Genomic DNA, 17544 nt, shown 5'->3' on the forward strand with positions numbered 1-17544 from the left:
TAAAAAAAAGATTATAATTTTATAATGTAGTTTACACCATAACTACTTGGTCTAACTTCAAGTGTAGTTGCAGTAGTATTACCTGTAGTACCTGTAACTGTATGAGAATGACTACCACCCCCACTAGTAGTAGACTTATTATCGGAGCCATCATTACCATTAGCAACACTAGTATAATACTCGGTTCCTCCATCACCTTCAGTACTTAATTCAACTAAACCTACACCTGCATAAGTTGTTGCTTTATCTTTCCATATTTTAGTTGTGTGGCTATGAGCCCCTTTACTATCAGTGTTTAAATTACTACCTGCAGCATGTGTGTGCTGGTTTAACCTTGTTTGTTGATTTTGGGTTGCTTTTAAACCAATTGCATCAACATTAGATTCTGCAGGAGTACCCACACCTTTTAAAAATCTTCCATTTAAATTAGGAGAATTTTCGCTACCTAATAATGTTCTTAAAGCTTGAGAATCTGGGATAGACGAGATATTAAGACCATCACACAGCACCCAACCTTTTGGCGCATTTTCACCTAAGAAGGGCATTATTGCACCTGTAGGAACACCATTTTCTGCTCTTTTAGCATAATGAGCGTAAGGTGTATATTGAAAAGGCTTGTTATAAATCTCAATATTATTACCATTTGGAGCTACAGAAATTTTTAATGTTAAATTATCTAACGAAAAGTCAATACTATTAAATGTTGCACCAGACGCATTTCCGTTACCTACAATGTGTGAAAAAACTCCAAAAAGATCGGTTTTAATCACTTGTGTTTCCTCAAAAAGTGGTGCGTCACTGCCTTCAGAAATTATAAATGTAAAGGTTAAATTTTGATCTGTAAGTGCAGCACCTGTAGCATCTCTGGCAATTCCTTGAACAGCTATACCTTGTGCAAAAGAGATTGAAGTTAAAAATAAAAATAATAATGTGCTGTAGACTTTTTTCATAATGTTAGGTTTAGATATTCTTTTAAGTGGAATAAAAATACCCAGAACCTAATCTTTAGAAGAATTTTAGCTGTAACGAAAAGTAACAATTAATAAGTAACTGAAAGTTAATATATTAAAAAGTATAATTATATGGATTTATTGACTTTAAATAAATAAAAAAATTGGATTCTATAAAAAATCAGTGATAATAAAAGACTTAAAACAATCGATTTTTGTTTTCTAAAGGCTTTGAAAAAGTGTTTCAAAAGACTCTTCTTTGGTGATTTTTAGTTTGGCTCTAGACCTTTGTCTTGTTACTCGAATACTTGGGCGTCCAACACCTAACATAGCAGCCATTTCTTTGTCTGATAACGAAAGATAAGTAAGACAACAAAAACGAACTTCTGACTCCGTTAATTTTGGATATCGCTTTTTTAAACTCATTACAAAACGTGGATGCACTTTATTATAATATTGAAGAAACTCACGCCAATCTTCATCAGTTAGTATTACTTTTTTAGAAAGTGCTTTTTGCTGTGCTTCTTGTATAAACACATTCAGTTGCTTTTTAGAAGCATTTAATTCTTGGGTAACTTTATCAACTTCATTTAACAGTGTGTTCTCTTGTTGTTTCGCTTTCTGTTTAGATTTTCTATAGCTAAAATAGGTTATAATAAGTAGCAAGCCTAAAATGAACAAACCAATATTTCTACGTTTAATATTATCGTTTTTAATTTGTAATGCTGTTTCTGCTTCTTTTTTTAGTTGATGCTTATTATAAGCTTGCTCTACATTAGCACCTCTAAATTGATTGTTTTTTCTTTTTAAACTATCTAGTGAAATAAAAGTAGAATCTGCATAAGTCAATGCAATATTGGGTTGCCCAATTGTTTTATAAAATTTAGATAAAACAGGGTACAATTTGCTGAGTCTTTTTATGTCTTTTGAAGTATGAGCTGCATAAGTTGCTTTATCTAAAACCTCTTTTGCTTTCTTGAAATCACCTTTTCTTAAGTAGATGTCTGCTATTAAAATAAGTGCATTACTAGCATTTCCCCAAACTTTTACTTTGGTAGTAAAATCTGCATCCTTTTGTAGCAAAGGCAAAGCATCGTTATAATTGCCTTGTAAATACAAATTCTCGCCTAAATTACCACCAGAAACTGCTTTCATAAGACTGTCGCTAGAGAAACTCTTATTCGTTAAAGGTAAATCATAAACTCTCTTAAAGTAAAAAGTAGAGGAGTCTAGTTGCTGATTTTCGCGATAATAGACACCTAAATTATTATTAATACTCCTATAGGTTTTATCTTTAGGTGAAATTAATTTTGAACCTTTAGGATAGTCCATATTTAATGCTTTTACGGAATAAATAATTGCATTAGGTAGATCTTCCATATTATAATAGCAACTAGTAAGCACTCTATAATGTTCTAAAAGAGTTGCTGGAGAAATATTTGTATCATTTTCTTTATGGATTTTCTCTATATTTTCTCTTAAAATCCAAATTCCTTTTTCTATATTTTTAAATTCCTCTTTTGCATATAAAAGCTTGTATGCATACTGAAATTTCGCGGTGGTTTCAATCCATAAAATTTTAGAATTGGTTGCTTTTTCAACTACTTTTTCTAAAATTTTAATAGACTCATAATTTGAAACATAAGTGCTTCCTCTAGTATAGTATTGCCAAATTCCAGCATACATTTCAAGACCAGAGTTTTGATGAGTTGCAGCCAATTTTTCTATTTTTTGAAACAGTTTAAGTAGCGTAGCCTTTTTTATTTCTCCTCTATTTATTTTTATTGTCCTCCAAATATTAGATAACGGAGCCTTTTCAGTAATAAGAATAATAGAGTCTAAAGCAGGTAAATGCAAAACTTGTAGTAAAGAATCTACTTTAGCATCTGTAAGATTACTTTGTGCAGTTGCTTGAAATGAAACAGCAATAAAGAGTATTAATGTGAATCTTCTAAGTAGATGAAACATAGTATATAGAAACGCTTAAAACCTTTTGAGTAAAAGCGTGTATGGTTTTTTGTTAGTTATTGCTAATATAATATAAAATGTTAGGTTTCTAACCTAGCCAACCATCTCTATCTAAACTTCTATACTGAATAGCTTCTGCAATATGATCTGGAGAAATAGCATTAACTTTAGCTAAATCTGCTATAGTTCTAGATACTTTTAGAATTCTGTCATAAGCTCTTGCAGAAAGGTTTAGTTTTTCCATGGCTGTTTTTAAAAGCGATAAACTTTCTGGTGATAATTTACAGAATTCACGAATCTGTTTTACACTCATTTGTGCATTATAATGTGTGTTTTCAAAATCTTTAAAACGATTTGATTGAATCTCTCTAGCTGCTGTAACTCGTTTTCTAATTTCTACGGATGATTCTCCTTTTCTTTCTTCGGATAATTTTTCGAAAGGAACAGGAGTAACTTCTATATGAATATCAATTCTGTCTAAAAGTGGCCCAGAAATTTTACTCAAATAACGTTGCATTTCTTGTGGAGTAGAAGTCATGGGCGAATTTGGATCATTAAAAAACCCTGAAGGAGAAGGATTCATACTTGCAACCAACATAAATGAACAAGGATAAGTAACTGTAAATTTAGCTCTAGAAATAGTAACATCTCTATCTTCCAAAGGCTGACGCATAACTTCTAATACCTCTCTTTTAAATTCGGGTAATTCATCTAAAAATAAAACTCCATTGTGTGACAAAGAAATTTCACCAGGTCTTGGGTATTGGCCTCCACCAACTAAAGCTACATTCTACATACTATTTAAAAGTGTGGTAATAATTATTTAGTAATTGTAAACTATGTTTTCTCCTACTAACTTTGCAATTTTACCAATTTCTATTTCGCTGAAATCGTCAATATAAATTACAACTTTTAAGTTGTTTTTTCTAGCGTAGTCTATAGATGTTTCGATTTCATCAGTATTAATGCTTTCATTTAATTTTATTACTCCTTTGTCGTTATTTTCAAAATCTTCAATGCTTAATAATTTCATTTCATTTCATTTATTTACTTATTTATTTAAAAAAAGAATTAAAAAAAACATCATTTGAAATTTCTTCTTTTGTATTGAAAACTATAACTTTCTTAGGTGAAATATTATATAAATGATTACTAAAATTATTTAAAAGAGTAGGGTTGTCCTCGATTTTAAAAAAAATCTCTATTTTAAATTCCCCAAAATTCTTACCATTTTTAATTACAATTTTTTGTATTGAATTAGTAATTATTTTTCTAGCTAATATTGTTTTTTTATTGTTTAACTCTAAGCTGTTAACAGAATCACTTAAGCTTTTTATTTTATCCAAACCCTCACTAAACATAGAAATTCCTTTACTAATCAAACTAAAAGATTTAATCTTATAAAAAGTATCAGAAGTTAAAGCATTTTGATTCTTAATTAATTCTTCGCTTACTTTATTTTGTTCATTAATATCTTCTTCAATCTCCTTAATTTTCAAATCCAAAACTTCTTTCGAAATTTCACTACCTGCATATAAATCTAAAATTTTTAAATACTTTTGGTTTAATTTTTCTAACTTTAATTCTACTTGTTTCAACTTTTTAAGATTCTGTTTAAGTTTCATACTGTGGTTTTCCTTAGTTAGGTTAGTATTTATATAATTATCAATTTCTCTTTTTAAGAATTCTGAATTTTCAAATTCGTTCCAAATTAATTTATTAAGTTTAAAAAGATTTATACCCCTTGAACCACAATTGGTATGAGTGTGTCTTTTTGAAGTACACCTATATATATATTCTCCTCTGCTAACTTTTATTCTGCCCTCCATATTATTACCACACTTACCACATATAAGAAGACCGGCTAGAAGCCTAAAGTATTTGGGAGTTCTTTTTTTTGAAATTGCATTTTGTTTTCTTTTGGAGGCTATTTGGTTAAAAACTGTTTTACTAATAATTTTGGGACTTTGAACCTCATTATATAAATTATTTCCTTTTTCATCTACTCCAACCTTAAATTTTCTTACACCATAAAGAATACTATTTTTAAACATTTCGTTTATGGTTCCAGGGTTCCATAAATTATCTAGATGAACTAGTTCAATTTCAGAATCTTTAGTAATTTTATTTTTAAATATTATAGTTTTTGATTTTCTTGTTAAAACCTTTTGTTTATTCAATATGTTAGCAATTTTGTTAGTACCCCAATTATTTTTTAAATACCAATCAACAATTTGGTGCATAACTTTTACCTCTTCCTTATTCAAACTTAAAGTATTGTCCTCATTTTTTTTATAACCATAAGGAATATTTGGTTTTGTATAAATTCCCTTTCGATTTGCAGAAATATTACCCATTTTAAATCTATTAACTCTGGTTGCATTGTCGTGTTGTGCAACTACTTTCATTAAGTCAAAAATAAATTGGTCTTGGGTATTTTGAAAATTGTATTTTCCGTTACTAGTAAATAATGTTACCCTTTTTTCCTGCAATATATTACTAAGATAAGCTTGGCTAATTTGATTACGACTTAAACGTGTAATATCAAAAGCATATAAGTATTTTATTTTACCTGATTTTATTAGTTCTAAAATAGAAGAGTAAATAGGTCTATTAGTTAAATCTTCATAACTAGCACTTTTTCCTAATTCTTTATGCACAATAAATCGAAGATTATGTTTTTCAGCAATTTTTTTTCCAATTATAATTTGTTCATCAATAGACAAATCCTTTTCGACTTGTTGTTTAGTGCTTACTCTAGCATATATATGTAATTTTTCCAAAATTTATAGAATTTAAAATTATACTAGTTAAAAGAAAAAAAGAAAAAAATGTTTTTTTTTAAAAGGTTTTGGTTTAGGTTTTATAAAAAGTTAAACCAAAAAAAACAAAAGTTTTGTTTATATAATAAATTGTATTATAAATTTAAATAGATTTCTGCGATCTCCTCTTGTTTAATCCCTAGGTAAATTCTTGTAATAGAAGGACAAGAATGATTAAAAATACTACTAAGAATCATTAAGGCTTCGTCAGTTTTACCTAAATTTTCATAAACACGTCTCCCAAATGTTTTCCTAAGAGAATGCGAACTAATATTTCCACTGCAACAAATATTAAAATCTTTACAAGCTTTTCTTAAAGAAGAATTTACATATTGTAAACTAATAACTTTAGAATTATATCTATTTAAAAACACAAAATCCAAATTACAAGTACCAAACGAATCATAAGAACTTAAAATTAAACTTTTTAAAACAGGATTTAAAGTAATATGACGAACTTTAGAAGTTTTTTGTTCAGGTAGCAAAATAAAATCGACATTTAAAATTTGAAACCATCTTAAGTTTAAAATGTCGCCAATCCTTAATCCAGTAAATACCCCAAAACCTACTATTAATGAAATTTTAGGAAGCTTAACCTTTAAATTAGAAATTAAAAAAATAGCATCGTTAAAATTAAAATAACCAGATGTATAACTTTTCATTGTAATGTCTTTCTTAAAATTATAAAAAAATAACTAGAAATTAAAAGATAAAAATTAAAATTATCTAGAAAGTAATTTTTTTACATATATATCTTCTACGAGAATCCTGTAATTGTGTCTTAATTAATGGTTTAAAAAAAACAAATTCATTGTAAACTTTTTATAAGAGAAAATTATACACAATGAATTATATGTTACCTGAATCTTCAATTAAAGAGTTAAAAAGTTTAATTGAATTAAGAAATGAAAAACACACAACACAAAAGCTAAAAATAGAATATGCCTATATGATTTATGGGTTCATAATTAATATTATAATGTTTAATAAAAAAAATGGAATTGAAGGTTCTGTCTCAATTCACTCTGAAGCATTAAAAAAAATATATTCAAGATATTACTTATATACTAACTTTCTCGTTAAAATGAATTTCTTGTACAAGAAAAATTATTACAAACCAAAAGGGAAAACAAATGAATATGATATACATCATAGATTTTATAGTGATAAGTTTGAAATGGTTAAGAAAGAAAAAAGAGTTAAAATTGACTATAAGGATATGTATAATTCTTCAAAACATTTAAAACCATATTTATTTCTAATAGAAAATTTTAAAAATTTAAATTTTGAAACAAAAAAAGCTTTAGAATATACGGTTAAATTACATACTGATAATAAAATAAATAACTCACAATTTTTATATTATAATTATAGGATAGCTAAAATTGACTCTAAAAATTTTGACTTTAAAAGACCTGTCACTGATAAAAGATTTCATTCAACACTAACAAATACACCAAAGCAACTAAGAAAGTTCTTTAAATGTAATAAAAAGAACCTTTTTAACTTAGATTTAAAAAATTCACAACCATTTTTTTTGGCTGCTATTCTTCATTTAATAATAAATAAAGATTTACAAGTTTTGGAGAATCTTAAAGCGGTATTATTAAAAGTAAAAAGTAAAAAGTCAGATATACCCTATAATTATTATAAAATAATAAAAAGTTTGATGGCTAGAGAATTTTTGGAATCGGAAATAACAGAAATAAACTCTTTTATTCAATCAACCTGTAAAGGTGAGTTTTATGAGTATTTATTAAAGAATTTAAATTTTAAAAGAGACGAAAATAATAATATTTATAATTACAAATATTCTGCACAAAAAAAGATTCGAGAAATAAAATATTATAATAAAAATGAAGAAGATTTTTTAAATAAAAGAGATTATGCCAAAAATGCTGCTTTTCAAGTTTTTTTTTCATCTGCAAAAACAAAAGATTCTGATGCCTTACAATTAAAAAAAACCTTACCTACAGTTTGGGATATAACTAAAGTTTTAAAGGGAGAGTATTCAAGTAATTTTGCTGTTTTGTTACAAAATATTGAAAGTTATATAATTTTAGATTTATGTTCAAAAAAGATTAATAAAACGTTAAAAGCGAATATTTACACTATACATGATAGCATTGCAACTATAAATGAATTCGTTATAGATATTAAAGATATTATTATAAATGTTACTAAAGAAACATTAAAGATTACTCCAACAATTGAGGTTGAAGAATGGGTTTAAAGATAGCTTTAACGATATAAACAAATTAGTTCATATTAACTATAAATTCTTTTTGAGGGTCTTCAAATAACCATACTTTGCTTTTGTCTGCTAAGTTTTTATTTGAAGACTGTCTTCTTGCGAAATCTTTCCAATTTAAATATGTTGTGGTAGCACCTCCAAAATTTAAGTTAGATTTAGCACAAATATTATTTAATGAACTCATTTTATGCTCATCTACTTCACCGTCGCTTGTAACTGCTTCAATAAACCATAGTTCTTTTGTTTTTGGATTAATGAAAATAGCATCGGGAAATGCATCTTCAATTCCCAAAGAAATACCATAAGATTCCATTAATTTTTTTTCCTCTTCGCTTATTCTGTCTCCATCAGAATCATCCTTGTAAACTAGTATAAAATCTGGTAAAAAATGCTTAGCATATAAATTAATAGACATTTGAATTAAAAACTCATGTCCTGAACTTTCTTGCAATATCTTTTCTTTATTAAATGCTTCTAGCTGTATTTCCAATCGAGTACGTTTGGAATCTTCTTTTATCCAATTTTGTAATTTATTATTAAGTTCATCTTTAGATTTTATTTTTAAAATATCTCTAAAATCAGAGTTTAACCTATAACAACTATTAGGAGATTTGGCTTTTATATGACCATTTTTAAAAGTACTAGATTTTGAATCATATGTATAAGCCTCTATTGCTCCTAACTCCTTTAATGGTTTTATCCAATAATCTCTTCCTTCCCTATCTAATTTGTTTCTCCCTCTTAAAAAAATCCCTACATAACAAGCTAGATGTGCTGTTGTAGCACCATCAGAGAATTTAAACTTGTTTTTGGTACTACTAAATAAAGAATTTAGATTGTTATCTAATAAAGCAAATACAATTTCTGTTAAATCTAGTGTATAAAGATCAATTTTTTTTAGAACACAAGCAATATCAATTCTACTAATTCCTTGAAGTTTAGTTGGGACTAAATATTTTTTCTCTTTGGATAAACGTTTAAAATACTCATCTATTTTTTCACCTTTTTTCTTAATCATTTAATTTTGCTTTACAAGTTTTTGTAAAACAAACATAATCAAATTACTAAAGGTTTGAAAGTTTAAATGCTGTCTAAAATAGTTTCAATTTTTAAATTTAAATCTTCCATAGATTTATAATTTAGTTCACCAATTTCTATAATAGTTTTCTTATTAGGGAATGGAATGTTTTTTAATTCAGTTGCACTTACTTGTGTATTTCCATTAAAAATTGAGAAATAATTATCATATATATTAGTATTTAATAAATGACTAATTCCTTTAGTCATGTATTTACTTAGTTTGATTTCTTTGGAATAAATATAGTTTAACTTGTTTTCAAAGCCGAATCTATCAAAGTTGTAATCATCTTTTAACAAAGGAGCAGCAATTATCCTTCTCTCATCATCTTTTGTGCTAAACCTCCTAACAAGAATATAATTATCATTAGCTCTTAATTGTTTTTCAATTTTAGAATCTAATATCAAACTTTGTTTATTAAATTTTGATTTTATAGGAAATTCGATGTAACCATGCATAACATTATTAAGCCAAATTAAAGGAACTAATTTTTCACTATAACTAGTTAAATTAGGTTTACTTCTAAAGTTAACTACTGGTCCAGTCGAGACTGTTAATTTAAAATCTGCTAATAAATTTTTAAATTTTTTAAAATAATTAATTAAATATTCATCTTGGTTAGAAGTTGGTAAAAACAGAAAATAGTGCTTAGAATGTAAATCAATTAGATAATCAATACTGTAAAGTCTAAAGTTATTTTTAGATAAGTCTTTAATCCCTTCACTTGTAGTAATTCTAACTTTATATGTTTCATTATGTATTTTTGGTACAGCCATATAGATTAAGTTTTCTTGGAGTACTTTTTCTTCTTTGAAAGCTTTTTTTCTTGATTTAAATAAATGAATTTTTTCAATTTTTAAATTTTTAAATAAGAACTCTCTATATTTTTCAAAATATACACCAGATGCAAAACTTCTTGGTATAATAAATACTGTTTGACCCTTAGGTTTTAGTAGTAATGCACTAATAGCAGAAAAAGCTGCGTAAATATTAGTAATTTTTAATACACTTACTAATTTAGTTAGAGGATTTGTTTTGTTTAATTTAAAATACGGAGGGTTACTAATAATTAAATCATATTTTGCAGTTTTAAACGAACTATTTTTGTTTAAAACTTTGTGATTCAGAGTAACAAAATCTTCTTGAATAATATTAAATGCAAAATTTATACCTTTTTCAGAACATTTTTCTTTTAGGGAAGTCAAGTTTGTGTTTAAAATATTGGCAACTTTTTTATCAATTTCATAAGCAGTCAAACATATTTCTAATTTTTCATTTAAACTTGAAAGTATGTGTTCAATTAGACTTATAGAAAGTGTTCCAGTTCCTGCACCCGGATCCAAAATAGAAATATTTTTCCCTAAATTTTCAATATTAAACAAACTAGACATAAAATGAGATACTTCATGTGGAGTAAAATATTGACCAAAACATTTTTTGTGTTCTTCATTAGTGTCTTGTCTATATACAACAGCAGATTCAACAGCTTTTTCTAGTACTTTCATTAATTATGTTAACCTTAAATTTATTCGATACAAACTAAACAAATTTAAATTAAATATAATGATTAATACTTCGATATTAAACTTAAGGTTTGTGGTATTTAAAATTCCACACTTTTAAACATAGTCTTATTTGATATTGTGTGATGAGGACTTCTAAATGGTCTTTGATATAATAACCCGTTATTTTTTGTTTTACCAACTACAGAATGAATTTTAGTGGTTTCTAAAGCTTCGTGTAAAGTCATTGGTGGTAAAATACTTGGTAATCTTTTTGCTAACATTGTTTTCCCAGATCCTGGAGGACCTATTAAAATAATGTTATGACCACCTGCTGCTGCAATTTCCATACAACGTTTTATAGATTCTTGCCCTTTTACATCAGAAAAATCGAATTCTGGAAAATCTATGTTTTTATAAAACTCAGCTCTTGTATCAACAATGGTGGGTTCAATTTTGTCATCACCATTAAAATGATTAATTACCTCTAAAATATTATCAACTCCTAAAACTTCTAAATCGTTAACAATGGCAGCTTCTTTGGCGTTTTCTTTGGGTAAAATAAAATATTTAAAACCTTCTTCTCTGGCTTTTATAGCCATTGGTAAAACCCCTCTTATGGGTTGTAAACTTCCATCCAAAGAAAGTTCGCCCATAATAATATAATCATCAATATTTTCTGATTTTATTTGATTTGAGGCTGCAAGAATTCCGACAGCTAAAGTTAAATCATAGGAAGCACCTTCTTTTCTGATATCTGCAGGAGCCATATTTATGATAATTTTTTTACCAGGAAGTTTGTAAGAATTATTGTTTAAGGCTGCAGAAATTCTGTAAGAACTTTCGCTAACGGCTTTGTCTGGTAAGCCAACAAGATGATAGCCTATACCTTTGTCTATGTTAACTTCTACAGTAATTGTTGTAGCTTCAATTCCAAAAACAGCAGATCCAAAAACTTTAACGAGCATTTTTTTCTTTAAAGATAAATAATTTTTTTTTACTCAATTATAAGTTTTTGTGTCAATTTTTTATTGTCGGAAATAATTTCTAAAAAGTAAATTCCTTTAGTTAAGTTATTTACATTAAGTTTTGTTTCTAGTGTATTTTCAATATGTTTTTTAATAATAAGATTACCTCTTATATCGTAAATATTTAATTTATTAAACCACTTACCACTTTTAATGTTAATAAAACTATTTGAAGGGTTAGGGTGGATGCTTATTTTATTTAATTTATCAGTACTTTGAAAAGTATGTAAATTTAATACTGATAAATTAGGAGTCATTACAAAAAGTTCTTCTCCACTTAAATCTGTACGTCCAGAAAAATAAAGATTATCACCACTAGATGTTAAATTGTATTTATAAGAATATTCACTTAAACTATCATCATTTGTAATTACAATATTTAGCGATTTTGGTTCATTTAAATTATCGTTAAGGTATTTTATTTCATTATTATCAGTAGTATAAAATAGGTTGTTTTTATGACATTCAAATAGTGAACTATTTAAAGAGCTATCAATGTCTAATTTTTCTGTAATGTTACCATCCGTTCTCCATAATTCAGGTACATTTGTATACCAATAATCTGTTATTGTAAAATAAATATATTTACCGCATTTAATTAAATTTTCAATTGATACAGTAGATATTGTTGGGTGATTTAGGCCTTCATAAAGTAATTTTGTTCCATTTGCTGTTCCATCTGTTTTATACAATCCATACCTATTGCTAATATCTTTTAATCTAGAAATAAAAAATAATTCATTATTTAATGTGATATTCGTATTTATGTTTAAATATGATGGTAAATCTGAAAGTGTTGTGCCGTTTGTTGTTCCATCTGAGATCCAGTAACCTCCAGAAGAATTATTAATTAAAAGTTTATTGTTAATTTTATTTATATAACCTATGCCAGAATATGTAGTAAAAACAATTTCTGTACCAGATTGTGTACCATCTGTTTTCCATAGCGAAGAATTAGATGGGATATTTGCATTAAAATATATGTAACCATTTAATTCAGTAAAATACATTGAATTACTAGAGCCTCCTTCTGCATTATACCCTGTACCATTTCCGACTGTATTTATATCTTTTAGCATAAATGTACCTTGTTCTGAACCATTACTTACCCAAGGTTCAAAGCCATGAACGCCATCATTAGCAGAAAAATATACTTTATTATCTGATGCATAGAAATATTGCTTATTGTTATGATTTCTTAAACTACTACCATCAGATCTTATATCTTTAATCATAAATGTACCTTCTTCAGTACCATCACTAATCCAAGGTTCGTATCCATTAGAATTATCATGAGCACTAAAAAACAATTTATTATTTATAACAACTGTTTCAGATAAATCATCGATGTTGGAGTTTTCACCAATCCTTTTAACCATGATAGTTCCATTTATTGTTCCATCACTAGAGAATAGTTGGTTCCCAAATTCTTGTTCATTAGAGCCTCTAAAGAAAACTTTTCCATTTACATCTGTGAGTTTAGCTGGAGCACTACTAGTTGAATAATTTAAATCTTTGAAGAAATTTGTTCCTTGAAGAGTACCATCAGTTACAAATAATTCATTTCCGTTTTTTTGGTTTTTTCCTGAAAAAAAAGTTTTATCATTGAAAGTACAGAAATATTCTTGAGTAGATGAGGTATTTGGGGTTTCTACATTGGGTATTTGTATTGTGCCATTTTCAGTTCCGTCAGAAACCCAGAGTATTCTCTGGTTAGAATTAGTACTTGTTGTATAAAAAAGAATCTTATCATTTGATTCATCAACATGGATTTTTTCAATCCAAACAGATGCCTCTCCTTCATTTATATCCTTTACTAATTTTGTTCCGTCTTCAGTACCGTCACTTGTCCATATTTCTGTTCCATGAATATTATCATTACCTAAAAAATAAATTTTATTATTTAATTTTTTAAAAATATTGTTATAAGATAACCCGTTAAAATTAGATTTATCGATGTTTTTTACTAATGTAGTACCAGCCTCAGTTCCATCACTTTTCCATAATTCAGCACCATTAATACCATCATTAGCTGCAAAAAGTAAATTTCCATTTAATTCTATTCCTTTAAATTCTGTATTACTAGAAGCTGTTCCGTCTCTAATATCTTTAACCATAACTGTTCCAGTTTCTGTTCCATCACTTCTCCAAAGTTCGTAACCGTAAAAGGTTGTACCAGTGTAATAATTATCTGATGTTGCATAAAAAAAGAAAAAATCATTAGAGACAATGAAGTTTCCGTTTAAACTACCATTACCATTGTTGTTGATATCTTTAACTAAAATAGTACCGGCTTCAGTTCCATCACTTTTCCATAACTCTTTCCCATGAGTTCCATCATCTGCTGAAAAATAAAGAAAATTATTAAAAACAAATAAATTAAATGGAGAACTATTACCATTTGTATTTATATCCTTTACCAAATTAGTCCCTTCTTCTGTGCCATCACTAACCCATAATTCGTAGCCATTTACACCATCTGTTGCATTAAAATAAACTTTATTATTAAAAGCTACTAAATTACGTGGTGGATTGTAGGTGCTAGAATTATTAGATTTGATATCTTTCACTAAAACAGTACCCTCTTCAGTTCCATTACTTTTCCATAATTCTGTTCCATGAATTCCATCGTTTGCCGTAAAAAAAAGAATATTATTTAAAATAGTAAATGAATTTGGACTAGAAGAATTACTCCCTTGATTAATATCTTTTATTTTATAGGTTCCGTCTAAAGTTCCATCAGAAAACCATAGTTCTCTTCCAAAATTATCAAAATATCCATCTGTAGCTGTAAAATAAAATCCAGATTGTGATGCAATTAAGTTTTGTGGATGACTATCTTCTTGAAAATTTAATTCAATTTTAGTAGCTTCGATAGATTGGCCAAATGAAATTTGAAGATTTAAAATAAATAAAAATATTAAGTATGTTTTTTTCATAGTCTTTATTTTACCAAGTAGTTTCTAAGATTCGTTGTTTAAGGCTGCAGAAATTCTGTAAGAACTTTCGCTAACGGCTTTGTCTGGTAAGCCAATAAGATGATAGCATATACCTTTGTTTATGTTAACTTCTACAGTAATTGTTGTAGCTTCAATTCCAAAAACAGCAGATCCAAAAACTTTAACGAGCATTTTTTTTCTTTAAAAGTAAATAAAATTATGGCATAAAAAAAATGCAATCAATATTTTTGATTGCATTTTAGTTTGTTTTTTTAAGAATGTTTTAAGCTGAATTTCTACTTGCATTAATGTTACCAAATAAAGAACGCATTACCATTTTTTCATAAACTTCTATTTCTGCTTCATTACCTTCTTCTTTCTGTAGGTCTTGAATTTTCTTTAAAGCATATTGTTGAATAGTTAACAATGGTAAAACAATATTTTCTCTTATTTCTATAGAGGCTTTTCCTACAGGAAAGTTTTCCATTAACTCTTTATGACCAGTTAATTTTAGTAAAAGACGTTTTGTTGTTTTATATTCTTCAAAAATTAATTTCCAAAATTCTCCAAAAACAGGATCATCTGCCATATAAGCTGTTAAGCCAAAGAAAGATTTTGTTAAACTCATCATACTATTTTCTAGTAAAGTTTTAAAGAAATCTGATGAGTTATAGAAATCTACAATTTCATCAAATCTACCTGCATCTTCGTATTTTTTTAGTGCAGTACCTACACCAAAAAATCCTGGAACGTTTTGTTTTAACTGACTCCAACTACCTACAAAAGGTATTGCTCTTAATGCAGAAAAGTCTAAAGTATCAGAATTAGAACGTTTACTTGGTCTACTACCAATATTAGTTTTTGCATAGTATTTTAAAGTACTCATTTTTTCTAAATACGATAAAAACTGAGGATGATTTTTAAAATCTACGTAAGTTTTATAACTAGTTTCAGCTAAATCATTGATAATAGTTCTATGACTATCATTCAATTGATCTTTTGTAAAAACTTCATTTTTAATACCAGAACTTATTAATTGTTCTAGATTGTATTGAGAAGAGTCTAATGTTCCAAAATTAGAACTAATTGTTTGCCCTTGAATAGTTAATTGTATTTCTTTGTCTTCTATAGTTGGTCCTAAAGAAGCATAAAATTGATGTGTTTTTCCTCCTCCTCTTGCAGGTGGTCCTCCACGTCCATCAAAGAAAATAACTTCAATATCAAATTCTCTAGATATTTTTGTTAAAGCTTCTTTTGCTTTAAAAATACCCCAATTTGCCATTAAATAACCACCATCTTTTGTTCCATCAGAAAAACCTAACATTATTGTTTGTTGATTTTTTCTTTTAGATAAATGGTATCTATATGTTTTATTAGTATATAACGTACGCATTACATCACTTGCATTTTCTAAATCGTCTACAGTTTCAAAAAGAGGAATTACATCTACTGGTAATTCGTTTTCAAAACCACATAAATTTAGCATTGCAAAAGTTTGCATTACGTTTAATGCTGATTGGTTATTACTAATAATATATCTATTTGCACCACGTTCTCCATTTCTTTGCTGAATGGTTTTTAAAGCATAAATTGATTCTATGGTTTTAACAGACATTTCATCAGATAAAATTTTAGGATCTATATTACCTTTAACTATAGCTAAAATTTCAATTTGTTCGCTTTCTGATAAACGTTGGTAATTTTCTGGAAAAGTAGTGTCTCCAGCAGCTAATAAATCATCAACTATTTGAGTAAATGCTTTGTGATGTACTCTACTGTCTTGTCTAATATCTAAAGTAGCAAAGTGAAAACCAAAAATTCTTACTTTATTAATAAAGTCATTTAATTCTTCAATAAATAAAGAATCATGTTTTTCTTTAATAATGTTTCTTGCGTCTTCTAATTCTTGTAATAATATTTTTTGAGAAAAATTTACTTTCGCATAACTTCTAACAACATGTTTATACAAACGTTTTTCTATTCTTGCTAAAATTTCTTGAACACCATCAAAAGTAAAACGTCTTTTTAAACGTCTTACATCTCTATAGTAGCTTCTTAATATAGATTGACGCAATCTTTCTGCTACATCTAAAGTAATTTGTGTAGTTACAAATGGATTACCATCTCTGTCTCCACCAGGCCAAAAACCAAGATCTATAATTTCATTATCAGTAGGATGACCATCATATATATTATTCTGAATGTAATTGTAAATTTTACTTACAGAGTGGTAGAATACATTTTCTAAATACCAAATTAAACTTACAGCTTCATCAAAAGGTGTAGGTTTAGATTTTTTGTAAAATGGAGTTTTACCTAATTGAGCCAACAATTTTTTGATTAATAATAAATCGTCGTTTTGTATAGCTTCATCTAAGTCTGTAATAATACCTAGAACAGAACCTGGGTAAAATTGTGTTGGGTGAGCAGTTAAAACGATACGTACTTTAAAATCTTCTAAGTATTTTTTTAATTCTTCTTTTTTGTTGCTTAAAATTGCAGATTCCTTAGAGTTACGTAAAGTACCAAAACCATCCATATTATTTACAATAGGAAAAGCGGCATCTTCAATAGCATCAAATAATACAACTAAACGTTCTATATATTGTATAAATTGAAAAAGTAAATCATTTTTTTCGTTATCAGTTGGTGAGTCTTGATATTTCTTAAAAAACTTTTCAATTATTTGTGTTGGATTTTTTCCGTTCTTAAAACCTTTTTCACAAATCTTTTGAAAAAGAGGCAATAAAACACCTGTATTGCTTATTGTATCGAAAGGTAGTGTTGTGAATATGCTACTATAAATTTGATATTTAGATAACACATTGTCATTAAATCTTGTTAATTCTGGTAATGCAGACATATTTCTTGAAATTTAGTGATGTGAAATTACAAAAAACCAAAAATAAAGAACCTAGGTTTTTAGGAATAATGTCTTTAAAAAATTGCGAAAATGATAGAAATTTACGCCTGTTTTTCTGAAATGTTTAATTTCTATTCAGC

The 17544-nt window shown here is 27.4% G+C and carries 10 protein-coding genes and 3 pseudogenes; 1 reads left to right on the forward strand and 12 read right to left on the reverse strand.

Annotated features, from left to right (window positions below):
• Positions 1 to 11: 11 nt before the first annotated feature.
• From KO506_RS02055 to KO506_RS02080, 6 genes and pseudogenes are all read right to left on the reverse strand, one after another.
• Positions 12 to 950, reverse strand: a complete 939-nt coding sequence (locus KO506_RS02055) for a tail fiber protein (protein ID WP_215993240.1) — start codon at positions 948 to 950, stop codon at positions 12 to 14.
• 222 nt (positions 951 to 1172) lie between these two features.
• Positions 1173 to 2918: a tetratricopeptide repeat protein gene (locus KO506_RS02060; protein WP_215993241.1), complete on the reverse strand. Its 1746-nt coding sequence runs from the start codon at positions 2916 to 2918 to the stop codon at positions 1173 to 1175.
• Between the two features lie 88 nt (positions 2919 to 3006).
• Positions 3007 to 3708, reverse strand: a pseudogene (locus KO506_RS02065) (YifB family Mg chelatase-like AAA ATPase); the annotation flags it as partial.
• Positions 3709 to 3741: 33 nt separating this feature from the next.
• The gene (locus tag KO506_RS02070) at positions 3742 to 3951 is read right to left on the reverse strand and encodes a hypothetical protein (protein ID WP_215993242.1); all 210 of its coding nucleotides are present in this window, start codon (positions 3949 to 3951) and stop codon (positions 3742 to 3744) included.
• A 22-nt stretch (positions 3952 to 3973) separates the two neighbouring features.
• The gene (locus KO506_RS02075) at positions 3974 to 5701 is read right to left on the reverse strand and encodes a recombinase family protein (protein WP_215993243.1); all 1728 of its coding nucleotides are present in this window, start codon (positions 5699 to 5701) and stop codon (positions 3974 to 3976) included.
• 134 nt (positions 5702 to 5835) lie between these two features.
• Positions 5836 to 6402 (reverse strand): tyrosine-type recombinase/integrase, encoded by a 567-nt coding sequence (locus KO506_RS02080; protein WP_215993244.1) that lies wholly within the window; start codon positions 6400 to 6402, stop codon positions 5836 to 5838.
• A gap of 182 nt (positions 6403 to 6584) precedes the next feature.
• Between KO506_RS02080 and KO506_RS02085 the strand changes: the two genes are divergently transcribed.
• A complete protein-coding gene (locus KO506_RS02085; RefSeq protein WP_215993245.1) occupies positions 6585 to 7973 on the forward strand; it encodes a hypothetical protein in 1389 nt (462 codons plus the stop codon).
• A gap of 25 nt (positions 7974 to 7998) precedes the next feature.
• Here the strand turns inward: KO506_RS02085 and KO506_RS02090 are convergent, their stop codons facing one another.
• The 6 genes and pseudogenes from KO506_RS02090 to KO506_RS02115 form a co-directional block, all read right to left on the reverse strand.
• The gene (locus KO506_RS02090; protein WP_215993246.1) at positions 7999 to 9012 is read right to left on the reverse strand and encodes a BsuBI/PstI family type II restriction endonuclease; all 1014 of its coding nucleotides are present in this window, start codon (positions 9010 to 9012) and stop codon (positions 7999 to 8001) included.
• A gap of 62 nt (positions 9013 to 9074) precedes the next feature.
• On the reverse strand, positions 9075 to 10577 hold the full coding sequence (locus KO506_RS02095) for an Eco57I restriction-modification methylase domain-containing protein (RefSeq protein ID WP_215993247.1): 1503 nt from the start codon (positions 10575 to 10577) through the stop codon (positions 9075 to 9077).
• Between the two features lie 128 nt (positions 10578 to 10705).
• A pseudogene (locus tag KO506_RS02100) lies at positions 10706 to 11542 on the reverse strand (YifB family Mg chelatase-like AAA ATPase); the annotation flags it as partial.
• 29 nt (positions 11543 to 11571) lie between these two features.
• A complete protein-coding gene (locus KO506_RS02105; RefSeq protein WP_215993248.1) occupies positions 11572 to 14541 on the reverse strand; it encodes an ELWxxDGT repeat protein in 2970 nt (989 codons plus the stop codon).
• Positions 14542 to 14574: 33 nt separating this feature from the next.
• A pseudogene (locus KO506_RS02110) lies at positions 14575 to 14733 on the reverse strand (YifB family Mg chelatase-like AAA ATPase); the annotation flags it as partial.
• 91 nt (positions 14734 to 14824) lie between these two features.
• Entirely contained in the window at positions 14825 to 17404 is a 2580-nt protein-coding gene (locus KO506_RS02115; protein WP_215993249.1) for a phosphoenolpyruvate carboxylase, read from the reverse strand.
• Positions 17405 to 17544 lie beyond the last annotated feature (140 nt).

The organism is Polaribacter vadi (genome assembly GCF_018861005.1).
Lineage (GTDB): Bacteria > Bacteroidota > Bacteroidia > Flavobacteriales > Flavobacteriaceae > Polaribacter > Polaribacter vadi_A.